The organism is Chloroflexaceae bacterium (genome assembly GCA_025057155.1).
In the GTDB taxonomy this organism is placed as follows: Bacteria; Chloroflexota; Chloroflexia; order Chloroflexales; family Chloroflexaceae; genus JACAEO01.
The window spans coordinates 75,101-96,999 of the sequence record JANWYD010000018.1 but is presented as its reverse complement, the minus strand read 5'-3'; the positions used below and the strand labels follow the sequence as shown (position 1 = coordinate 96,999).

The 21,899-nt window shown below is 68.1% G+C and carries 16 protein-coding genes; 5 read left to right on the top strand and 11 right to left on the bottom strand.

Annotated elements, in window-relative coordinates; all coding sequences use genetic code 11:
- Positions 1-18 precede the first annotated feature (18 nt).
- Positions 19-402 (top strand): hypothetical protein, encoded by a 384-nt coding sequence (locus NZU74_16070; protein MCS6882851.1) that lies wholly within the window; start codon positions 19-21, stop codon positions 400-402.
- 79 nt (positions 403-481) lie between these two features.
- On the opposite strand, the gene NZU74_16065 is transcribed toward NZU74_16070, so the two are convergent.
- Both NZU74_16065 and NZU74_16060 read right to left on the bottom strand, forming a co-directional pair.
- The gene (locus NZU74_16065; GenBank protein ID MCS6882850.1) at positions 482-3,145 is read right to left on the bottom strand and encodes a heavy metal translocating P-type ATPase; all 2,664 of its coding nucleotides are present in this window, start codon (positions 3,143-3,145) and stop codon (positions 482-484) included.
- A gap of 253 nt (positions 3,146-3,398) precedes the next feature.
- A complete protein-coding gene (locus NZU74_16060) occupies positions 3,399-3,617 on the bottom strand; it encodes a copper ion binding protein (protein ID MCS6882849.1) in 219 nt (72 codons plus the stop codon).
- 266 nt (positions 3,618-3,883) lie between these two features.
- Between NZU74_16060 and NZU74_16055 the strand changes: the two genes are divergently transcribed.
- From NZU74_16055 to NZU74_16040, 4 genes are all read left to right on the top strand, one after another.
- A complete protein-coding gene (locus NZU74_16055; protein MCS6882848.1) occupies positions 3,884-4,597 on the top strand; it encodes a phosphatidate cytidylyltransferase in 714 nt (237 codons plus the stop codon).
- A 313-nt stretch (positions 4,598-4,910) separates the two neighbouring features.
- Positions 4,911-5,294: an STAS domain-containing protein gene (locus NZU74_16050; protein ID MCS6882847.1), complete on the top strand. Its 384-nt coding sequence runs from the start codon at positions 4,911-4,913 to the stop codon at positions 5,292-5,294.
- Positions 5,281-5,682 (top strand): anti-sigma regulatory factor, encoded by a 402-nt coding sequence (locus NZU74_16045; GenBank protein MCS6882846.1) that lies wholly within the window; start codon positions 5,281-5,283, stop codon positions 5,680-5,682. The genes NZU74_16050 and NZU74_16045 overlap by 14 nt, the downstream gene beginning before the upstream one ends.
- A gap of 391 nt (positions 5,683-6,073) precedes the next feature.
- A complete protein-coding gene (locus NZU74_16040) occupies positions 6,074-7,108 on the top strand; it encodes a UDP-glucose--hexose-1-phosphate uridylyltransferase (GenBank protein MCS6882845.1) in 1,035 nt (344 codons plus the stop codon).
- A 92-nt stretch (positions 7,109-7,200) separates the two neighbouring features.
- On the opposite strand, the gene NZU74_16035 is transcribed toward NZU74_16040, so the two are convergent.
- The 9 genes from NZU74_16035 to NZU74_15995 all read right to left on the bottom strand — a co-directional run bounded on the left by NZU74_16035 (position 7,201) and on the right by NZU74_15995 (position 21,834).
- Positions 7,201-9,555, bottom strand: coding sequence for a hypothetical protein (locus NZU74_16035; protein MCS6882844.1), 2,355 nt, complete (start codon positions 9,553-9,555; stop codon positions 7,201-7,203).
- A 240-nt stretch (positions 9,556-9,795) separates the two neighbouring features.
- On the bottom strand, positions 9,796-10,125 hold the full coding sequence (locus NZU74_16030) for a nucleotidyltransferase domain-containing protein (protein MCS6882843.1): 330 nt from the start codon (positions 10,123-10,125) through the stop codon (positions 9,796-9,798).
- A gap of 140 nt (positions 10,126-10,265) precedes the next feature.
- Positions 10,266-11,501 carry a glycosyltransferase family 4 protein gene (locus NZU74_16025; GenBank protein ID MCS6882842.1) on the bottom strand — a complete coding sequence of 412 codons (1,236 nt, stop codon included), beginning with the start codon at positions 11,499-11,501 and terminating at the stop codon, positions 10,266-10,268.
- A gap of 357 nt (positions 11,502-11,858) precedes the next feature.
- The gene (locus NZU74_16020; GenBank protein ID MCS6882841.1) at positions 11,859-12,707 is read right to left on the bottom strand and encodes a GDSL-type esterase/lipase family protein; all 849 of its coding nucleotides are present in this window, start codon (positions 12,705-12,707) and stop codon (positions 11,859-11,861) included.
- Positions 12,708-13,402: 695 nt separating this feature from the next.
- Positions 13,403-14,554 (bottom strand): glycosyltransferase family 4 protein, encoded by a 1,152-nt coding sequence (locus NZU74_16015; GenBank protein MCS6882840.1) that lies wholly within the window; start codon positions 14,552-14,554, stop codon positions 13,403-13,405.
- A gap of 166 nt (positions 14,555-14,720) precedes the next feature.
- A complete protein-coding gene (locus NZU74_16010) occupies positions 14,721-15,305 on the bottom strand; it encodes a polysaccharide biosynthesis C-terminal domain-containing protein (protein MCS6882839.1) in 585 nt (194 codons plus the stop codon).
- 1,312 nt (positions 15,306-16,617) lie between these two features.
- Positions 16,618-18,711: a hypothetical protein gene (locus tag NZU74_16005; GenBank protein MCS6882838.1), complete on the bottom strand. Its 2,094-nt coding sequence runs from the start codon at positions 18,709-18,711 to the stop codon at positions 16,618-16,620.
- Positions 18,708-19,568 (bottom strand): class I SAM-dependent methyltransferase, encoded by an 861-nt coding sequence (locus NZU74_16000; protein MCS6882837.1) that lies wholly within the window; start codon positions 19,566-19,568, stop codon positions 18,708-18,710. The genes NZU74_16005 and NZU74_16000 overlap by 4 nt, the downstream gene beginning before the upstream one ends.
- 142 nt (positions 19,569-19,710) lie before the next feature.
- Complete coding sequence (locus tag NZU74_15995) at positions 19,711-21,834, bottom strand: hypothetical protein (GenBank protein MCS6882836.1); 2,124 nt, start codon at positions 21,832-21,834, stop codon at positions 19,711-19,713.
- Positions 21,835-21,899: the final 65 nt, after the last annotated feature.

The window sequence follows — 21,899 nt, the reverse complement described above, 5'->3', positions numbered from 1 at the left end:
GGCGGATAGTATACAATCATGACCATGCCAGTCATGATCAACCTTACCAGCGCCGAGCATGGCGGCGTCACCCCGTCGTGCGGCACCGGCGAACATAGCAGTTGTGGCCCTGACTGCGGTTGCGGCTGCCCGTATACGGGCATGGTGGAGCGAGGCCGCGTGGAGTTGATTGCCGAGGTGGAGTCGCGCTACCCCGGCGAGTGGCTCGCCTTTGTCATTCCCCCTGGCGAGGATGAGTACGCCCCGGAACGGGGCATGCTCGTCGTCCACAGCCACAACGACCAGGAGGTGTGGGAGGCGGTTAGCCGCGTCACCTTCAACCAGGTTGTCCACGTTTACTTCAACGGCCCGCTGGAGACGTATCTGGCGTGGATAGATACGGAGGCGCCTCAGACCTCATAGCGAGGCCTTGCCCTTCCCGCTCCTCGACGCTGCTGCCCGCAGGGTTTTCGGGGGAGTTGCACCCCTCCGAAAACTCCTGCTATGCAAAGCGTCGTCGCAGGCGCAGCGAGTTGCTCACCACAAACACCGAACTAAAGGCCATGGCGCCCGCGGCGAGGATCGGGCTGAGTTGCCAGCCGGTGAAAGGGTAGAGCGCGCCCGCAGCCACCGGTATCAGCAGCACGTTGTAGATAAAGGCCCAGAAGAGGTTCCAGCGAATGGTACGCATGGTCGCCCGGCTCAGGGCGATAGCCTGTGGAACTCCGCGCAGGTCGCCGCGCATGAGGGTGATATCGGCGGTCTCTATGGCCACATCGGCGCCGGCGCCGATGGCGATGCCCACGTTGGCGCTGGCCAGAGCCGGCGCATCATTGACGCCATCGCCGACCATGGCCACGACGCGGCCCTCTTCCTGCAAGCGATGCACTTCAGCAGCTTTGTCCTCAGGGCGCACCTCGGCCAGTACGCGGCTCACCCCGACCTGAGCGGCGATTGCGGCGGCGGTACGGGCGTTATCGCCGGTGAGCATCACAACTTCGATGCCCTGGTCGCGCAGCTCGGCGATGGCCGCCGCGGAGGTGGGCCGCACCGTATCGGCTACGGCAATCACTCCCAGGGCCACGCCGTCGGCGGCCACGACCATCGCTGTCTTGCCCATGGCCTGCAAGCGCTCTACCTCGGCGGCCAGGGCGTCCAGCGCGACGCCGCGCTCGGTCATCAGCCGGGGGGCGCCTACCAGCACTGTCTGGCCGGCCACTTTAGCCTCGATGCCTGCCCCGGCGATGGCGGTGAAACGCTCCGGGGTCGCCAGGGCCAGCCCGCGCTCACGAGCAGTCCGTGCGATCGCCTCTCCGAGCGGGTGCTCGGAACGGCTCTCCGCCGAGGCCGCCAGCCAGAGCAGGCGCTCTTCCGCACCGCCCTCGACCGCCACGTCCTCGGACTGTCCTCTGGCTGCGAACGCGGCGCCATTGCCGGCCACCGGCGACGGGAGGGCGTCCGCGACCACTTGCTGCGCCTCCAATTGCTCAGCGGATCCCGCACCGTGCGCCGCCGCCAGCGATGGGTGCAGCGGGAACTGGCGCAGGACCACCACGTCGGTCACGGCGGGACGGCCTTCGGTAATGGTGCCGGTCTTATCGAGAGCCACGGTCTGGATGTGGGCAGCCCGCTCGAGACTCTCGGCGTTCTTGATCAGGATGCCCCGTTCGGCGCCGACGCCCGTGCCAACCATGATCGCCGTGGGGGTCGCCAGGCCGAGAGCGCAGGGGCAGGCAATGACCAGCACGGCCACAGCGAAGAGCAGCGCGCGGGTAAAGCCCGCGTCGCCGATGAAGAACCAGGCGGCAAAGGTCAGCAGGGCGATGAGGATCACCACGGGCACGAACACGCTCGCCACCCGATCTACCAGCCGCTGCACCGGCGCCCGGCTGCCCTGGGCCTCCTGCACCAGGCGGATGATCTGGGCCAGGGCCGTCTCCTTGCCTACACGGGTGGCGCGCATCTGGAAACTGCCGCTGCGGTTGAGCGTGGCGCCGATCAGCGTATCGCCCGGCTGTTTCTCGACCGGCAGACTCTCGCCGGTAACCAGGCTCTCATCCACGCTGGAGGCCCCGCTCACCAGCACTCCGTCTACCGGGATCTTCTCGCCGGGGCGGACGATGAGGATCTCGCCGACCCGCACGTCGGCGACCGGCACATCAACCTCCTGGCCGCCACGCACCACCCGCGCCGTTCTGGGCTGGAGGCTCATCAGCGTTTTGATCGCCGCGCTGGTGCGGCTCTTTGCCCGGGACTCCAGATACTTGCCTACGAGAATAAGGGTGATGATCAGCGCGGCGGTCTCGAAGTAGACGTGGCCAGAGGCCCCGCGCAGCATCAGGCCGACACTGTAGAAGTACGCCGCCGAGGAACCCATAGCGACGAGGGTATCCATATTGGCGGCGCGGGCCTTGAGGGCCTTCCAGGCATTGATGTAAAAGTCGCGCCCGCTGAAGAACTGCACCGGCGTGGCGAGGATGAGGAAGATCCAGTTCCACAGGTCATAGAAGGCGGGATAGGCGTGGCCCATCTCTGTATCCGGCCCCATGACCCGTTCCATCAGTTGGCGGGCCTCAAGGGCGCGGCCAAAGAGCCACGGCTCGATCAGGCCAACATCGCGAGCCATGGACAGGACGAAGAGCGGCAACCCCAGGGCCACGCCGACAAGCAACTGTCGCTGCTTGCGGCGCACCTCGGCGGCGCGGGCAGCGGCCTCCACGTCCTCAGGGGGGACGCCGATCTCAGAGGGCGCAATCACCCCATAGCCGGCCTGTTCGACCGCGGCGCGCAACTCGGCGTAGCTCACCGAGGCTGGCGAGAAGACCACGCTGGCCCGCTCGGCGGCCAGATTGACGCTGGCGTCGAGTACGCCGGGGATGCGCTTGAGAGCCTTTTCCACCCGGGCCGAGCAGGAAGCGCAGGTCATGCCGGTGATCGGCAGCTCGATGCGTTCGGTGACCACCCCGTAGCCGGCCTGCTCCACAGCGGCCTGCAACTGTTGGGGCGCCACGCTGTCCGGGTCGAAGCGCACGCTGGCCTGCTCGGCGGCCAGGTTCACCTGCACCTCGTGCACGCCGGGCAGCTTCGCCAGGGCCTTCTCGACCCGGCGCACGCAGGAGGCGCAGGTCATGCCGGTAACGGGGAGATGGATCTGTTGTTCGGCCATAGGTTCGTTTCCGGGGTTAGCCGGAGGGGCCATGGCCCTCCCGGCCCCCTCTCAGGTGCAGGGTTTTTCAAGCGAGAAGGGGTTTTCGGCATTCCAATGCGCTTACGATCCTCACGCCCCCGCCCCCTCTCCCGCGAGCGGGAGAGGGGAGAGTCGGGCGTCCCAATGCCCCGGATAGCGCATGCGACGCAAGGATGTGCTGGAAAACCCTACCCCTGAGAGCCCGACCCCTCCTGTCTGATCCGCCGTGGCCCTAGGCAACCGGGCGAACGTCGTCGTAGCCGGCCTCTTTGATCGCGGCGATGATAGCCGCGGCGCTCACCTGGGGATCGTGCTCGACGGTCACCAGCTTGCTGCCCAGATCCACCACCACGGACGACACGCCGCTGAGCTTGCGCACCCCGGAGGTGACGGCGGCGACGCAGTGCTGGCACGACACGCCGGGAACGAGGTATTTGTCAACTTGCTGCATGGCTCCACTCCTTACACGATGCCTACAGTTATACCGCGATTGCCGCCTATCGCGCAATAACTCCGCAGAGCGGCGCAGAACCGCGCCGCGCAAACCGACAGGGGACTTCCATCTACCGAAGACGTTCTCGCTGCAAAGAGCGCGGAGAGGCGCAGAGGATTGCAACAAGCCCCTTCGCGCCCTCTGCGGTAAGCCCTGACCATTGACGTATCCCCCGCCCGGCATTAGAATAGCGCCAATTTCCGCCAATGATTGCCGGACTGCCTATGACAACGCAGGACTGGATCGGGCTGGGGGTCTCATACGCTTACGCGACCGGGTTGCTCGTTCTGGCTGAGGTGATCCGTCGCTGGCGCGGCTATCCGCAGGATTTCACCCGCAAGATCGTCCATATCGGCGCGGGCATGTGGGTCTTTGGCGTTCTGGCCCTGTTCGACACCTGGTACATCGGGATCATCCCCTTCGCCTCGTTCATTGTAATCAACTATTTCTTGTGGCGCTACAAGGTGCTGCAGGCGATGGACGCTCCCGATAGTTCGCCCGGAACGGTCTACTTCGCACTCTCGATCACCCTGCTGTTTCTGGCACTCTGGCGCACAAATTCGCCGGACGACAAGGGCTACATCGCCGCTGCCGGCACGATGGCCATGACCTGGGGCGACTCGATGGCAGCAATCATTGGCAAGCGCTTTGGCCGCCATCGCTACAACGTCGCTGGCGGCACACGCTCGTGGGAGGGATCGGCGGCGATGTTCGTCGCCGCGGCGATCTCGATGTTCCTGACGCTTGTCCTCGTGCCCGGCTCGGCCCTGGGTCCCCTGACGCCGCCGCTCACATCCGGCGCCGCCATCGCCGCCACGCTCACAGGTGCGCTGGTGGCGGCGGTCGCCGAGGCCTTCTCCCCCGCGGGCACCGATAATCTCAGCGTCCCCCTCCTCGCGGGGGCAGTGGTGTTCGGAGTCGTAACCTTGTTCGGGTAGAGCGGGAGGCTTCCCCCGCTGGCGCCGGCACGCTGAGCAGGTTTTCTGATAATTGCCGCAGAGCACGTGGAGAGCCGTAACATTCGGTTCGGGCGGCGCACCACTGCGTCTCGGCTGCGGCTGAAGGACATCACCAACGGTAACAGACGACTGACGCGCCCTCTCCTCCTCGCCAGCCCTGCTGTTTCGCTGTCGTAATGGTCCTCGAGTAGAATAGCCCTGCTGTCGGTCCGGACAATCCGACCGACCCGGCCAGGCAGCTATCACCCAGCGCAGAGATATGGCCCCCGCAGCCCGGGCCAGAGAGGATCGCGTGGAAAGTCTTCGCATTCCCATCCTGAAAATTGGCGACATCTTGATCGCTTCGATTCAGGTCAACCTGCACGACGCCTCGGCTGTCCAGTTTAAAGATGATCTGCTCCAGAAGATTCATGCTACACGCGCCAAAGGGGTGATTATTGACCTTACGGCGCTGGATCTTGTGGACAGCTTCATCGGGCGCCTGATTGCCGACATTGCCGCCATGGCCGGCTTAATGGGCAGTCGCGTCGTTATCACGGGTCTGCAGCCCGCGGTCGCCATTACGCTCGTCGAACTCGGACTCGAACTGCCACGCGTGATTACCGCCCTGAACCTCGAAAAGGGGCTGAGCGTGCTGCAGCGGCTTACCGCGGAGAGCGGCGATGGGGCAGCCTAAATCAGCGGTCATTCGCAGCGACCTCGACATCGTTATCGCCCGCACAATGGCCCGCGATATGGCCAAAGCCCTGGGCTTCAGCGCGATTGACCAGGCGCGCATCGCCACTGCGGTGAGCGAACTGGCGCGCAACATCTACCTCTACGCCGGCACCGGCAGCGTGACGGTGTACCCGGTTGAGAAGCATGGCCGCAAAGGGATCGAGATTATCTGCGAAGATCAGGGGCCCGGCATCCCTGATATTGACCTGGTAATGCAGGACGGCTACACGACCTCGCGCGGGATGGGCATGGGGCTTCCGGGCGCCAAGCGCCTGATGGACGATTTTTCCATCCACTCTCAGGTTGGCGTTGGAACGAAAATCGTCCTGCGCAAGTGGCGGAGTTGACGCCTTGCGGCGCTTCGTCCATCGGGGAGGGGGAAGGCTCTCAGGTGTAGGGTTTTTCGAGCGAGAAGCGGTTTTCGGCATTCCAATGCGCTTACGGTCCTCACCCTCCCCTGCCTCCCTCTCCCGCGCGCGGGAGAGAGGGGAGCTGGGCGTCCCAATGCCCCGGATGGCGCAAGCTCGCGTCGCAAGCGCCGGAAAACCCTACACCTGAGAAGAGGGGGAAGGGTGGCCGAGGGGTGATGGGAACAGGACGGGTGCACAATGCTATGCAGAACACGGATCGCCCTGGTTTTCACTTCCAAAGACGCGTCGGAGGCGCCATCAAAAGCGCGCACCGCCGCGTTTATTCACAAGGGGGTGTGCTCCCCGCCCTGGCCGCGAAAGGAAGCGTATGCTCAACCTGGACGATCACCCGCACCGGCGCTATAATCCGTTGATTGACGAATGGGTTGTTGTCTCGCCCCACCGCACGAAACGCCCCTGGTTAGGCCAGGTGGACCCTCCTCCCTCCGATGACCGGCCACCTTATGACCCGACATGCTACCTCTGCCCTGGCAATGCCCGCGCGGGCGGGGTCATCAACCCGGCCTACACCGGGACATTTGTTTTCAATAACGATTTCGCCGCACTAACTGTTGATGAGTTTTCTGGCGAAATCGCCACAGGTTATGCGGATGGAAGCCCCCTGCTACGGGCAGGGCCTGCGCGCGGCATCTGCCGGGTCGTATGTTATTCGCCCCGGCACGACCTGTCGCTGCCCCAACTCTCGCTTGCTGAACTGCGGGCCGTGGTTGATACGTGGACGGCCCAGTATGAGGAGCTTGGGGCGGTCCCCTGGGTGCGCCACGTGTTGATTTTCGAGAATCGCGGCGCGATGATGGGGGCCTCGAACCCGCATCCTCACGGCCAGATCTGGGGCACCGAGTTCCTGCCGGTGCAGTTCGCCCGCGAGCATGCCTCCCAGCAACGCTACTTCACCGCCCACGGGCGCGATCTGCTGGGCGATTACCTGGCGCTGGAACTCGAGCGTGAAGAACGGCTCGTCTGCCGGAATGCGCACTTTGTCGCCCTGGTGCCTTTCTGGGCAGCCTGGCCCTTCGAGACGATTGTGATTGCCCGCGATCCGTTGCCTTCCCTCGCCGCCCTCGACTCCGCCGGGCGCGACGGGCTGGCGAGCATCTTGAAGGAACTGATTACGCGCTACGACGCTCTCTTCCAGACCGCCTTCCCCTACTCGATGGGTTTCCACCAGGCGCCCACCGATGGAGAGCCGCACCCCGCCTGGCGCCTCCACGCCCACTTTCTGCCGCCGTTGCTCCGCTCGGCTACTATCCGCAAGTTTATGGTCGGCTTTGAGATGCTCGGCGAACCCCAGCGGGATCTGACCCCCGAACAGGCCGCGGCGCGCCTCCGTGCCGTGTTCTGATTTTGGATTTTGGATTTTGGATTGGGTGCGGGACGGCTGGACGTGGTCAAGTGCACCACGAAATCCAAACTCTCAAATCCAAAATCCAAAATTCACCAACACGGGGGCGCGTTGATCGCCGGGCGCGTGGGCGGGATGTCCAGGGGGGCCGCAGCGGCCCAGGCCGCGCTGACGGGCAGCGCAGTGAGACGCAGGTCGCTTAGCGAGAGGCTGAGACGCCGGCCATCGGCCACGTTCTCCGCCAGGCTCTCCAGGGTCAGCGTCGTCTGGCCGGGGGGGAGGATCAATCGCAGGGCGATGCTCCGATCATAAGGCGCTGCGGGCACAGTTAATTCGATCAGGCGCTGGTCACCCAGCCGGACCCGCACGGGACGCGGCGCGCCGTAGGCGGTTGCGCGCCAGCTCAGCATCACGACCGATCGCTCCCGCGCCAGCAGCAGCAATTCAGCGCGCTCGCCTATCCAGCGCCAGCGCCGCGCCCCTTCGCGCTCGGCTTCGTACCAGCCCGTGCCCGGCACCACTACGGGCCGGGCCGCCGCCGGGTCCACTGCGTAGATCTCGCGCATATCGCTCAGGCTGAAGCGGCTGATGCCGGGAACAGCGAGTTGCTCGCGCAGCCGCCGCTGATCCACACGCGGCAGTTGAGTGAGATCCAACACGACGAAGCGCGTGCCCAGGCTGGCCAGTTCGGCGGCGGGGTCGAGGGGCATAATGTCGGCGAGCGGCTCGGAGGCCAGCCACAAGTTGCGGGTCGCCGAGGAAGCGGCGACAATCGGGTAGAAAGGTATGCGGGCCAGGTAACCGCCCATGATCGGTCGGCCGTGGCAGATCTGGTTGAGCAGGCCTGCGCTGTCATTGAGACGGGGGGGCAGATCGAGCACCGCGCCCGGAGCGGGATCGGCGTTGAGGACCAGGCTCTCCGGGGCGGCGCGCAGGCGCATCAGCGGCCAGGGCGCCACCAGGCTCTCAATGACCACCAGCGCCGCCAGGACAGGCGCCCAGCGAACGGCGCCCCTACGCTCAGAGGTAGGGTTCTTCGAGGGAGAAGAGGTTTTAATGCGCTGATGACCCTCACCCCCCTGCTCCCCTCTCCCGTGCGCGGGAGAGGGGGGAACCGGGTTTTCTGAGGCCCCGGATGGGGAATGCAAGACAAGGATGCGCCAGAAAACCCCGGACCTGAGAGCGGCGCCCATCCTCCCGCGTTCGGTCGCCGGCGCGCGCAGGGCGGCAATGCCCAGGGCGACCAGGACCGCGACGGGGATGAGCATGAGGGCGACGAAGATCGCCGGGCGGCTGCTGTTGCGGAAGGGGCCAAAGAGGTCGAGGAGCAGAAAAGGCCCTGGCACGGCGCTTTCGGCGGCCGTGAGGCGCAGTTGCGGCCCCATCGCCAGCAGCAGCATCAGCAAGGCCAGCAGCGCCCAGGGCCAGGCCTGGCGCCAGCGTTGCCAGAGGGCCACTCCGATAAGGATCGCCACCCCCAGCCCCAACCCCGCGCCGCCCTCCGGGCCAAAGGGGTGGCGCCGGCTCAGCCACGCCTCGGCGGCGCCGCCCCAGAGGGGGTGGCGCACATTGGGGGCCAGCAGATCCACCAGCGCCACCGAGTGGTAGACCTGGCGCATGTACCAGTCCTCCAGCACCGCCGCGCCCAGCCCGCCAGCCCAGATCACCAGCGGGAGCAGCAGGGCCGCCCACAGCCCGCCAATGGCGACTCCGCCGAGGAACGTGGGCCAGCGCGCCCCGCGCGGCGCGAGCAGGGCGGCAAGAGTCACGTAGAAGACCGTGTAGACGGCCGCATAGAGGCCGTAGTACTGGCTGGCCAGGGTGGTGACGACAAGCGCCAGGGACGCGCCGGCCACGCTGGCGGGCGCGGGGCGGGCCAGGGCGCGGGCCAGCAGCAGGGCGTAGAGGGCCAGCCAGTGGGTGGCGATCAGTTCCAGCGGCCCGCTCCACACCCGCTGCACATGGTAGGGGGTGAAGACGAAGATGAAGCCCGCCGCCAGGGCCGCGAAGCGGTCGAGGGCGAAGGCGCGGGCCAGGCGATAGGTCCAGTAGCCCCCCAGGCCAAACGAGAGCAGCACGACAGTGTTGAACGCCGCCACCGGACCGGCCAGGAGCAACACCGGCAGCGCCAGAAGCGCGTTCGGCAGGCTCAGGGTCTGGTAGAGCAGGTTGAGGGTCGCCGGATGGAACAGCATCCGGGTGACGAAGGGGTTCTCGCCGGCCAGCAGCGCGCTGCGGGTCCACCAGAGGTTCCACACGCCCTGGGCGGCATCCACCGGCAGGTCGCCCTTCTGGATGACGCTATCGCCCAGGTGCAGGGCCAGGGGCCAGGTGAAGAGCACCCCCAGCAGCAGGTAGCCCAGCAGTACGCCGAGGCGCCAGCGCCACCCTTCCGGGGGCGCCACGGCGGCGAGGGAGGAGAGCCTCTCAGGTGTAGGGTTTTTCAAGCGAGAAGGGGTTTTCAGCATTCCAATGCGCTTACGGTCCTCACCCCCCCGCCCCCCTCTCTCTGAGCGGGAGAGGGGGGAGTTGGGCGTCCCAGATGGCGAATGCGACGCGAGGATGGGCCGGAAAACCCTACACCTGAGAAGGGGGGAGAGAGGGGATGAAATGGCACGTCTCAAGTTTCAGGATGCGCCTGGGCAGGAAGACGATCAAGAATGGCCTGATACACACGCCGGGCACAGTCACGAATCAGGAGTATCGGATCGTCTTGCATAGATCAATTTTCCTTCGCGCACAATTGTTGCAGGAAGCGACGCGGGCAGATGGAGACGTTCATCAAGCATCTTCCGCGTCCAAACCAGGACATCTACGGCTGTTCCGGCGCCGCGAAGGGCTTGATATGCCAGGCGGCTGCTACGGCGCTCAGGCGGCGCATTATCGTTTACAATCACCATCACATCATAATCACCGTCCGGTTTCACATCACCACGCGCCCGTGATCCAAAGAGAAAGATCTGCTCTGGCTGATAGGCATCTCCAAGGCGTCGCACTACCTCCGCAAGCACGATCATCTGGCAGAGCAAGGGGGATGTCGCGGGTCATTGCAGCACCTTGGAATGAGCGTCTAGTCCATTATAGACCTTTGTAGGGCTTTGCCGCACATTGCCGTAATGACAAAGGGTTTGCCTTTCCGCAATCCGGAGGGGTTGCGCTACCACTCTTCGGCCACCTGCCGCAACTCCCGCCGAGCAATCAGTCGATCATAGAGGGCTTCGAGATGGACGGCCAGGGTCTCGGCGCTGTAACGGGCGAAGGCTTCGGGGCGCCCGGCGGCGGCCAGGCACGCGCCGAGGGTCCGGTCGCTCAGCAGGCGGATGATCGCCGCCGCCAGCCCCTCCACGTCGCCATAGGGTACGAGCAAACCGGTGCGTTCGTGGGCGATGATCTCGTTGCCGGCGACCACATCGGTGGTGACGACCGGCGCGCCGGCGGCCAGGGCCTCGATCAGGGGGATGCCGAAGCCTTCGTAGCGACTCGGCGCGGCCATCACTGCGGCCTCGTGCAGCAGGCCAATCTTCTCCGCCTCGCTCACCGGCCCCATGATCGCCAGCCGATCGGCCACGCCACCCTCGGCGGCGATGCGGCGCAACTCGAGCTCGCCGTCACGATTGTGGCTTACGAAGACGAAGCGCGCCTCCGGCACAGCGCGGACCACCAGGGGCATGGCCCGCGCCAGCAGGTCGAAGCCCTTGCGTGGCACCAGTTGCCCGATGAACAGCACCAGCGGCGGGCGCGCGCCCACCGGCGGCGGCTCGTCCTCGTAGACGCGCAGATCCACGGCGTTGGGCAGCACGCTGACGCGCAGCGGGTCAAGCCCCAGGCGCGCCAGCAGATTCCGTTCGGCGCGCGATAGGGCCACGACGTGGTCCACCCACAGCAGCGGCGCGTGAATCAGGTAGTTCCGCGCGGCGCGGCGCGGGTGCGCGCCACGGGCGAGGCGCGCCGCCAGGCGGCCCGGCGTGGTGAGCACGTTGCGGTAGCGCAACGGCGCTTCCAGGGGCCGCTCGCGGTCGGCCACCAGGTCGCCATCGTGCAACAGGCCGTGGACGGTGAGCACAGTGGGGATGCCCAGCCGCCGCGCGGCCAGCACCGTCTGGAAGCCGAGCAGGTTGCGCAGGTGATGCAGGTGGATCACCTCGGGTCGATCCGCCCCCAGCAGGCGCAGCAGCGCCTCGGGGGCGAAAAAGCCCAGCGTCGCTGCCCGGTGCACCGGCACGTTGCCTGGCAGCCACTCGTGCCGGTGGGACTGGCCGGGGTAGCGTGGGTCGAGGTACTCGTGGGCGACAACGGCGTGCCCGCGGGCCGCCAGCGCCCGGGCCTGGAGTTGTTCGGGCCGGCTCGGGAAGGCGGGGTCGAAGCCGTAGGTGGTAACGATGAGAATACGCATGTGTTTTCTTACGTTCCCCTTCCTGGTGCGGCGCGGCGAAGTCGCGCCGCACCAGGAAGGGAAGATCTGGGCCTGCGGCCCCCGCAACCCCGCCAGCGGCAAAGTGACAAAGCAGAGCTCTGGCCCGGCGACTGAAGCCGCGGGCTACCGATGCGAAGCCCGCCTGCGCGGGCTATACCGGATTTTATTCTTAATCTACATTAGAAAAGAGGTTTTCGGAGGGGCCGCGCCCCTCCGAGCCTCCCCCGCGGCAGGGGTTCGGGGAAACCCGGTTTCCCCGCCTGTCATGGAACGGATGTTCTTGGAAGGGCCGAGCCCTCCCAGAGTCTCCTCCGCGGCAGGGGCGTAGCATCGTTGCTAAAATCCGGACACAGCCCAGGCCACTTCGGCAAGGCGGGCCTGCCCGCGCGCCGAGAGGTGGAAGTAGTCGTAGGGAGAGATGTCCGCGGCCTCCAGCGGTATATTAAACACCGCGCCGCCGTCGTGGCGACACCGGGGGTAGCGGGTGCATACCTCGGCGATCTGCTGGTTGTACTCGGCCACCCGCTGACGCACCCGTTCGCGCCGCGCCACGTCCTCTGGCGCGTCGGAGCGGGGCCGCGCCAGGGCGGTGGGGCAAACGTCGAAGAGAGTCCAGATCGCCACCGCGGAGCGATTATCGCGGAACAGCGGTACGAGCCGGGTCGGATCGGGAATGCTCAACACGAGGACGCGAGCGTCCGGAGAGCCTTCGGCCAGGCGGGCCAGGGCGGCGTCGAACTGCTGGCGGAAGGTTTGCACTGGCGTCATCGCCGCCTCGGTCGGCGCGCAGACATCGTTGCCCCCCACCAGGACAGCCACGTACTCAGCTTTGATGGCGTTGACTATGCTCATCTGCCCTGGCAGATCGCCCATGCGCGCGCCGATGCGCGCCAGGTTGTAGACCCTGCCGCTCAGGGCCGGGTTGCGCGTGGCCAGGCGCAGGGCCAGGCTGTTGACCTCCGGGCTGACGCCGGTGGCCCATGAGTAGGCGGTATTGTCGGCAAAATAGCGCGGCCCGCTGCCCACCGCGCTGGTCAGCGAGTCGCCCGCGGCGGCCATGGAAGCGGGCAGCCGCGCCTGGGCCCGCATCGGCGCGGAGCGAGTCCAGAATGTCAGGATCAGCAGGAGGATCAGGGTTCCCGCGACGATGACCCGACCGAGCGTTCGGGTGTGTGATGGCGCCATAGAACATTTCCTTGCCAGAGGCTGTCAGAGGGGTTTCGTCCTCCGACAGCCTCGCGGAGTACGTGTTCGCACTTCTCCTGGGAGCGAGGGCCTCATTAAGTATATAAACCGGTATTCGCCCTATGGTCCGGCGGCTGATTACTCTGTGAACGAAGTTTTTCGGCAACTCCGCCCCCTCCCTAACCCTCCCCCGCCGGGGGAGGAAGTCCGGCTCGTCCCCCCAACGGGGGGAGGTTGGGAGGGGGGCGGAAATGCAAGGAAACTTCGTTCACAGACTACTGATTAGTCTGTGCATTCAGTTTTCCGGTATTTCGCTCGCCCTGTCATGCTTCGCTCAGCATCTTCCGCCTCCTGGTGCGGTAGACCCCTGGCTCCACTCGGGGTGACAAACACCGGGAAACTTAGTGCACAGACTGCTGATGAAGATGACGAATAGAAACCGGTATTCGCCCTGCAGCTCGGCGGCTGAAGCCGCGGGCTATCGATGCGAAGCCCGCCTGCGCGGGCTATACTGGATTTATTTCTTAATGATCATCTTGCCCTCGAATCCCGACGAGGGCGGGACGCTCGCGCTTCCGGGTCCGGCGGGACGCCCGCGCTCCCAGGTCTGCGGGGTTATCCCAACTCTGAACACGTACCCTGCGGAGGGGCAGGGAGGTGAGGAAACTGGATTTCGCCACATCCCTCCAGACCATTCAGCAGCGCGTCCACAGTTCGCCATGGCGGCTCGCTCCGCGCGCCACTTCATCGTACACCGACTCGATGCGATCCGCCACCGCAGACCAGGCGAATTGCGCCGCCCAGGCGGGCGCGGCGGCAGCCATGGCGGCGCGGCGCTCCGGGTCGGCGAGCAGAGCGTTCAGCGCTTCGGCCAGGGCCAGTGGATCACGGGGGGGGACGAGCAGGCCGGTGCGGCTCTCGTCAACCACCTCGGGGAAACCGCCGAAGCGCGAGGCCACCACGGGCAGGCCGCACGCCTGGGCCTCAACCAGCCCGATGCCGAAGGTCTCGCTGGCGTGGCTGGTGGCCACCAGCAGATCAGCGCTGCGGTAGAGGCGCGGCAACACCTGGCGCTCCACCATTCCCAGAAAGCGCACCCGCTCTGCCAGACCCATATCGGCAGCAAGGCGCTCCAGGCGCGGGCGGGCCTCGCCGTCGCCGGCAATGGCGAACCGCGCCCCGGGCACGTGAGCCAGGGCGCGGATGGCCGTCTCGACGCCCTTCCAGGGTTGCAGGCGCCCGACGAAGAGCAGGAGCGGCGTCCGCGGGTCAGCGCCAGCGGCCGCGCGCCAGGCCGGATCGGCCGGGCCAGGGCTGAAGAGATCGGTGTCAATGCCGTTGAAAACGACCCGGGGCGCGAAGCCGTAGCGCCGGGCGACAGTCGCGGCATTAAAGCGCGAGCACGACACGGCGGCATCCACGCGGGAGGCGAGGAGGGTGTCGCCGGGGTAGAAATCTTCGCCGTGGCAGCCAAGGATCACCCTGGCCCCGCCGAGGCGCCGGGCCAGGAGCGCCGGCCCCAGGTCGTAGGGCTTCTGAATATGAATAACGTCGTAGCCCCCGCGGGCCAGTTCGGGCAGCGCGGCGACGGCCAGGCTGAGCCGTTCGAGCAGCTTGGCCTCGGCGTAGGCCCGCTGCAGCGGCGGCAGCGCCTGCCAGAAGCGTCGCGAGACGAAGGGAAAGGTCAGCACGCGCACGCCGGGGGCATGCTCGCGCCGCGGCCCCACCCCGCCGATGATTGTCACCTGGCGGCCCCGGGCGGCCAGCTCGCGCGCCAGATCCCACACGAAGCTCTCGACGCCGCCGTAGCGGGTGGTGGTGGTGAGATTGTAGAGGCAAATGTGCATACGCGGGAAAAATCAGGGTTTCCCTGGGAGGGCGAAGCCCTCCCGGAGCCTCCTATTGAGCGAGGGCATTGATCCTCACCCTCCCCCGCCTCGCTCCGCTCGGCGCCCCCTCCCTCTCCACCTACAGTGGAGAGGGAGGGGGCCTGGGAGGTGGGTGAGGACCAACTCACAACACCCTCAGCCACCAGCGTTTCAGCGGCAGGCGCAGGCGGGCGAGCTGGGCGCGGTCCTGCTCCTCGAGGCCGCCGAACAGGCGCAGGGCGACGAAAAAGGTCACCGCGCCCGCCAGAGCCAGGCCCAGCAGCCAGACCGCCTCCCGCAACCGGTCGGCCAGGGCAACCGTCTCAGGCAGCGGCGGCAGCAGTCCCCGCATGCCCAGCAGCGCCAGGGCCAGGAGCGCCGAGGCCGCCAGCACCCGCCCGGTGAAGCGCCAGGGCCAGCGCAGGCCCAGCAGGCGCACGCCGTTCCCCGTCACCCACAGCCCGGCGGCCACCCGCGCCAGGCCGAAGGCCAGGGCCACTCCCGCCAGGCCGAGGCGCGGCGGCAGCAGCCAGGCCAGCGGCGCCACCACCAGCAGGATTAGCAGCCGTGAGACGATGATAACACCCAGACGCTCGTAGACGATCAGGGCATTGTGGGCGGTGGTGAGCAGCGATTCGAGGAACAGGCATGGAACCAGCACCCACACAATCGTCGCGGCGGCCAGGTACTGCGGCCCCACCACCACCAGGGCCGGTTCGGCCAGCAGCATCAGCCCGACCCCGCCGGGGACGAACAGCAGCAGTTGCAGCCGCACCAGCGACTGGTAGGCTCCGTTGAGCGTGCCGCCCTCCCCCTGCCGCACCCGCGTGAACAGGGGCACCTGCACCCCCACCATCGGCGTGTAGAGGTAGCCCAGGGCCATGCGCGCCAGGGCCGCGCCCGCCGTCAGCACCGCCGCGTCGCTCACCCCGCCTGCCAGGTAAATGGCGAACGACGCGCTGGCCAGGAAGTCGGTCAGCGTCATCAGGAACGACACCCCGGTGTAGGGCGCGAAGCCCGGCGGCAGCCACGGCGCGCCCGGCGGCAGCGCGGGCGTTTCCGACGCCCAGGTGCGCTGTTCCAGCCACAGGCGCGCCACCTGCCACCCCGCCAGGGCCACGGCGATGGCCGGGGCCAGCACCGAGGCCACAAGCACGCCCAGGATGTCCCACACCTCGGGCAGGAGCAGAATGGCGGCCACGCTGAGCAGTTGCGGCAGCAGCCCGGCAGCCAGGGCAATGCTGTTCCAGGCCCGTTGTTTGAAGAAGCTGTTCAGGTAGGCCATGAACATGTCGTAGCACACGCCCAGGAAGAGCAGGGCCACAATCGCCCCGATCACCAGCCAGCCGAAGTCGCCCAGCAGCCCTAGCAGCCCGGCCCGGTCGGCGGGGCCGAGTTGCGGATCCTCCAGCACCCGGCGGCGCAGCGCGTCCAGGTAGGGTTCGCGGTACAGCGTCGCCAGACCGGCGGCGAGCGCGGCGAGCACGACCATCTGCAGGGCGAAGACGGCGGTGAGCAGACGCAGCACCGCCCGCGGGCCGCCAAGGCGACTGACCTCGGGGATGTACTTCGGCAGCGCCCGCGCCGTGCCCAGGTCTACCACCGTTCCCAGGCCATTGTTGGCCCCGCTAATGAGCGCCAGCAGCCCGTAGCCGGCCTGGGTGAGAAAGTTGAGCTTGACGATGGTTGCCAGCACCTCGGCAGCCAGGCGCAGGGGCACAAAGACCGTGTTCCAGACCACGGCCTTCGAGACCTGGGCGGCGAGCGAGGGCTTCCTGGCCCCGGTCGAAGACATGGCCGCTTACACCGATTCCTGTTGCATAGACTGCGTGCGCATCATCGCCAGGTCTTACTCGTCTGTGAACTACGTTTTTCGGTAACTCCGCCCCCTCCCCAACCCTCCCCCGCTGGAGGAGGCAGTCCGGCTCCTCCCCCAACGGGGGGAGGTTGGGAGGGGGGTGGAAAGGCAAGGAAACTCCGTTCACAGACTACTTACTCGGACGCCATATACGGCAACCCAAAACCCAAAATCCAAAATCGTATTACTGTTCCCAACGCACATCAAGGGCGCTGAAGACGACGCTGATCGGCCGGGCCGAGGAAGCGGCCTCCGGCTCGGCGGGAGCCCGGGCGGTCAGCCGGCGGACGCCGGGCGGCGCCAGCAGGCGCAGCGCCATCCGCATCTCGGCGGGCCGAACCGTCAGACGGGCGAGGGGCGCTCCGTCCAGGTCCAGCGCCAGTTCCCGCGGACGCAGGTAGCTCGCCACGCTGAAGTCGAGCGTCACCGGCAGGGGCGCGGCGGTAGGGTTCACCACGATGATCTCTCCCGTGTCCGCCATCCAGCTCCACACGCGGTCGCCCTCGCGCTCCGGCGGGTACCAGCCGGAGCGGATGAAGGCGAACGGCAGGACCGGCCCCTCGGGGGTCGCGTACACCCGGAGCGTCTCGTCAGCATACTCCGGGCTGGCGCCGGGGAACAGTTCGGCGATCACGCCCTCCAGGGCGCGTTCCGCCCCGGCCTCCAGGCGCGAGCGCTCCACCACGATATGGCTGATGCCATAGTAACGCAGGGCCGCCCGTCCCTCCTCCGGCGTGGCGGTAAGGAGCGGTTGCTCCGCCCGCGGCGCCCACAGCTCGCGCACGCCGGGGGCATAGGGCGGATCGTAGGGCGGCGTCCGGGCGAGGAACCCGCCCAGGATGGGGCGCTGGTGGCGCATCTGGGCCAGGAGGGCCTGACTGTCTTCCATGGGCGGCGGAAGCGCCAGCAGGGCGCCGGGGGCGCCGGCCAGCGTCGCGTAGTAGGGATGCGTCGCCGGGGTCCACAGCGGCCAGCGCGGGGGCAAGAACTCCAGTCCGATGGCCAGCAGGACCAGGAGGGGCAGCCAGGCGCGCCAGGCAGGGCCGGCGCGGGCCAGGAGCGCCCGTAGCCCCAGGCCGGAGAGCACCGCCAGGGCGACCACGCTGATCACTACGAAGTGGCTGGGACGGTGGGCCAGGTTGCCGCCGGGCAGCGCCGCCAGCGCGGCGTAGGGAAGGGGGAAGCCAGTGCGCCAGGGGCCGACTTGCAACGTGGGGCCGAGGGCCAGCACGCCCGCCGCGACCCCCAGCGCCGCCCAGCGCCAGGCCGCGCCGGGGTTGAGGCGCAGGGCCGCCAGGGCCAGCAGCAGCGGGGTGAGGCCCAGGGCCACGTTCCAGGCGGCGATGTAGGGGTGCCAGCCCTCGCCCAGGGCCCGCGCAGCTCCACCCCACAGGGGGTGCAGGTTGCTGGGCAGCCAGAAGTCCAGCAGGTTCGCCGAGCGGTCGGCAAGCAGGGCCATCCCCGGCGCCGGACCGCTCTGACCCAGCGCTCCGCGCAGCAGGGGCGGCAGGAGGGGCGCCAGCAGCAGCGCCGCCAGGCCGGCCGTCGCCGCCAGGCGCAGCGCCGCGCCGCCCAGCGCCCGCGAACCGGCGCGGTAGGGCAGCCAGAGCGCGGCCATGAACAGGCTGGCGATCGCGGCGAAGAAGAAGTAGTACCAGCTCGTGTAGCCGATCAGCGCGAGCAGGGCCCCGGCCAGCGCCGCGTCGCGCCAGCCGCCCTCCGGCGCTGCGGCGCGGAGCAGGAAGAGCGCGTACAGCGGCAGCCACTGCACCGCCGCCAGTTCTAGTTGCCCGTCCCAGACCTTGGTCATGTGGAAGGGCGCGAAGGCGAACACGCACCCGGCCACGAAGGCGGCCATCGGCTGCCGGGTCACGTGGAGGGCCAGAGCGAAGCCCCCCAGGCCGGCCAGCGCGAAGGAGAGCAGCACGGCGGCATTGTAACCGGCGATGGGGCCGAAGAGGGCTGTGATGGGCAGCGCCAGCAGGCCGTTGCTGCTGTTAAAGGTCTGCGTCGCCAGCGTGACGCCGGTGGGATGGAAGAGCAGATCGGTGAAGAAGGGATTCTGGCCCGCGGTCACGGCCCGGTGGAACCACCACAGGTTCCAGACGTTCTGCCAGCCGTCCACATTGGCGACAGGGCCGCCGGGGATGGCCGTCGCGAAGACCGGCAGCACCGGCGCCTGGACGAACAGGCTGAGGCCCAGGTAGCCCAGGGTCGCCGCCAGCCAGACCGACCCCGGCGCTCGCAGCGGCAGCGCCAGCCGTCCGGCGTGGTTCATGCGCCCACCCTGGTCAGCACCAGTTCGAACATTCCCACGTACCAGCGGCGCTGGGCGCGGTAGGCCGCCGCCTCCAGGCCCATGCGCCGCAGAACGGCGCGCACGGCCCGCCGGCTGGCCCTGCGGCTCACCAGACGCCCGGCGCGCAACTGCTCCTCACGCAGATCGCGCACGCGGAAGCCGAATGTCGCGCAGAGCCGCACCAGTTCGGGGTAGTGAAAGTAGTGCATCTCGCTGAGACGCTGCATATCGCGGAAGGCCGCCCCGGCCTTGCTGCGCCCCCGCGCGGCGATGATCGCCTCGGCCAGTGGGCGGGGCAGCCAGTTGACGCCCCGGAGGTGGTAGTGGGGGTCCACCCAGGCCCGCCGGTTGATCGCGGTGATCAGGGCGTGGCCGCCGGGCCGCAACACCCGCCACATCTCCCCCAGCACCGCCCGCGGGTCGCGCACATGCTCCAGCACGTCCCAGGCCGTCAGCGCGTCAAACGCGGCATCGGGCAGGGGCAGGGCCTCGCCCGCGGCATTGACCACCGGCAGGTGCAGCCCGTGGCGCGCCGCGCGCAGCTCGATGATGCGGCAGTAGGCCGGGTTGTACTCGCAGGCCGTCACTTCCGCGCCCCGCAGCGCCGCCGCCACCGCGAAGCCGCCCATGCCCGCCCCCAGGTCGAGCAGGCGCAGCCCCTCGAGCGGCCCGGCGACCTGGACGAGCATGGTCAGGCGCTCCTCCTGGTAACGCTCCTGGTTGATGCGCCGCTCGCGCCAGCGGTCGAAATCGCGCCGCCAGGCCATGTGGCGCAGCCAGGGGTCAATCGCCCGTTCAAGGGAGGCCAGGTCGGTTGTAGGGGTTGGTTCGATCACACCGGGTTATGCTGCTTGAGAAAGGCGGGGAAACCAGGTTTCCCCATACCCCTGCCTGCTGGAAGGCTATTGTACCACGGGGCGGACGCCTTGCCCCCAAGCCCTGCGCCCTCACCTCCCACCCCCAATCCAAAATCCAAAATCAAAGACCCATCACCTCCACCGCCCGCGCGGCGAAACCCACCTCGCGGTTACTGGCCGGGTCGCGGGCCGCCGGGGTCAGCAACTCCCAGCGGCTCTGGCCCGGCGGGGCCAGGAGCGCGACGCGGTAGCGCCGGAGGGGCCGGGCGAGGCGCAGCTCGGCCACCGCGCGACCGGCGTGCCGGATCGTCAGGGGCTGGCCCTCTTCGCGGCCCTCGGCCAGCAGGTCCAGCGTCACCGCTCGCGGTTCGGCCCCGGGATTGACCAGGTACAACTCGCTGCGCCCGGTGCTCCAGCGCCAGACCGTCTCGCCCTGGCCCTCGCGGCTGTTCCAGCCGGCGCCGAGGAAGACGAAGGGCGCGCAGCGGTCGGCGTACAGGGGCAGGCGGTAGGCGCGGAAGCGCGCGTCGTCGTGCCAGGGTTCGAGCGGCGCGCCGTTCAGCCGGGCTGCTACGTCGAGGACCGCCGCCTCCTGCTCAGGCGTCAGTTCCGCCGGCTCAAGCACCAGGTAGCGCAACCGGTAGTAGCACTGCATCACCGCCAGGGCCTCCGGGTCGAGGGCAACGATGTCATCGTCCGGCCAGACGCGCGTCTGGCCAAACTGGGCGGGCAACGGGCTGTAGACCAGGGTCGGATACACCGGCGGGCGCGCCACGTAGCCCCGCAGAATGGGCTGCCCGTGGACCATCTGGTGGATCAGGGTGCGGCTGTCGGTGCCCCGCTCCAGCGGCAGGTCCACCACAACGCCCGGCTCGGCGGCGATGCGGGCGAACACCTCAGGGCGCGGCAGGACGTTGGGCACGCGCGCCGGAGGCCAGAGTTCCAGCGCCCCCAGCGCGGCGACCGCCACGAGGAGCAGTGCAAAGCCTCGCGGCGCAAGGCGCTCGCGTAGCCGCGCCAGGGCCAGCGCGGCGAACACCGCCGCGACCGCGATGGTGATCACCCCGAAGAGATTGGGCCGCCGCGCCGTGCCGAGCAACGGCAGGGCCTGGAACAGACGGTAGGGCATAGGTAGCCCGGTGTCGTGGCCCAGCACGTGCAGGGTCGGGCCAAGCGCCAGCAGCCAGGCCAGCAGAGCCACCACCAGCAGGCGCCAGTGCCTGCGGCCATACCAGACCGCGCCGGGGATCGCCAGGGCCAGCAGGGTCCAGCCGGCAGCGGTGTAGGAGCCCTCGGTGATCGAGAGGGGGGCGATGCTGACCAGGAAGCGTTCGGCGGGCGCGGCCCAGAGGGGATGGCGCGCGGCAGGGAAGAACAACCCCAGCGCGTCGGCGGAGTAGCCCAGGGTATAGGCCAGCCACATCTTATTTGGCTCGCGCGGGAGGCTCTCGCCCGCTGCGCCCGCCGCCACGAACAGCGGCAGCGCCAGGGCGAGGCTCAGCGCGCCGAAGGCCAGGCAGCGCGCTAGCAGCGCCCGCGGGCGCCCCGCGCCGATCAGGCTCAGCCCGGCCCACGCGGCGGCGAAGGCGGCCCCCACCAGCGCCCAGTACCAGTCGGTGTAGAGCACCGCCCCGTAGGCCAGCGCCGCCAGCGGCAGCCCCCAGCGGTTCTGCCCGCGGCACATGTGCACGAAGGCCAGCATGAACAGCACCAGCCACTGCATGGTAACGAAGTTCAACTGGCCAGAGTCGAGCTTGGCGATATGAAAGGGCGCGGCGGTGAGCAGCGCCCCGGCCAGGAATGGCCCGGCCACCCCCGGCGCGAACGCGCGCGCCAGCCAGAAGCCGGCGTAGCCGGTCAGGGCCACGGCCAGGATCGCCGTCAGGTTATAGGCCGCCGTGGGACCGAGGACCAGCGTCACCGGCAGGGCCAGCGTCACCGCGAGGGGGTTGAGGGTCTGCAGGGCCATCTGCACCCCCTCGGGGTAGTAGAGCAGATCGGCGAACCACAGGCTGCGGCCCGCGCCCAGGGCGCGGGCGGCCCACCAGAAGTTCCAGATATTCTGCGGCGCGTCGGGCGTGTCGGGGAAGAAGAAGATCCTCTCGCCGCCGGTGAAGTACTGGCTGCCGATCGCGGTCGCTGCCGGCCAAGTGAGCCAGAGAGCCAGGAGCAGGTAGGCCAGGAGGAGCGGGATGTGGGGATTTTGGATTTTGGATTTTGGATTTTGGATTGGGGGGTGGGGCATGGTGTGGGATCCTTTGTTCTGCCATTTGCGCCATGCGGATGGCCCGCCAGTTGGGCCGTCGAGAC

Excerpts from the sequence above, each read along its gene's own strand:
- NZU74_16070 (MCS6882851.1), top strand. The coding sequence starts at position 19 with ATGACCATGCCAGTCATGATCAACCTTACCAGCGCCGAGCATGGCGGC.
- NZU74_16065 (MCS6882850.1), bottom strand. The coding sequence starts at position 3,145 with ATGGCCGAACAACAGATCCATCTCCCCGTTACCGGCATGACCTGCGCC.
- NZU74_16060 (MCS6882849.1), bottom strand. The coding sequence starts at position 3,617 with ATGCAGCAAGTTGACAAATACCTCGTTCCCGGCGTGTCGTGCCAGCAC.
- NZU74_16055 (MCS6882848.1), top strand. The coding sequence starts at position 3,884 with ATGACAACGCAGGACTGGATCGGGCTGGGGGTCTCATACGCTTACGCG.
- NZU74_16045 (MCS6882846.1), top strand. The coding sequence starts at position 5,281 with ATGGGGCAGCCTAAATCAGCGGTCATTCGCAGCGACCTCGACATCGTT.
- NZU74_16040 (MCS6882845.1), top strand. The coding sequence starts at position 6,074 with ATGCTCAACCTGGACGATCACCCGCACCGGCGCTATAATCCGTTGATT.
- NZU74_16030 (MCS6882843.1), bottom strand. The coding sequence starts at position 10,125 with ATGATCGTGCTTGCGGAGGTAGTGCGACGCCTTGGAGATGCCTATCAG.
- NZU74_16025 (MCS6882842.1), bottom strand. The coding sequence starts at position 11,501 with ATGCGTATTCTCATCGTTACCACCTACGGCTTCGACCCCGCCTTCCCG.
- NZU74_16020 (MCS6882841.1), bottom strand. The coding sequence starts at position 12,707 with ATGGCGCCATCACACACCCGAACGCTCGGTCGGGTCATCGTCGCGGGA.
- NZU74_16015 (MCS6882840.1), bottom strand. The coding sequence starts at position 14,554 with ATGCACATTTGCCTCTACAATCTCACCACCACCACCCGCTACGGCGGC.
- NZU74_16010 (MCS6882839.1), bottom strand. The coding sequence starts at position 15,305 with ATGCTGCTGGCCGAACCGGCCCTGGTGGTGGTGGGGCCGCAGTACCTG.
- NZU74_16005 (MCS6882838.1), bottom strand. The coding sequence starts at position 18,711 with ATGAACCACGCCGGACGGCTGGCGCTGCCGCTGCGAGCGCCGGGGTCG.
- NZU74_15995 (MCS6882836.1), bottom strand. The coding sequence starts at position 21,834 with ATGCCCCACCCCCCAATCCAAAATCCAAAATCCAAAATCCAAAATCCC.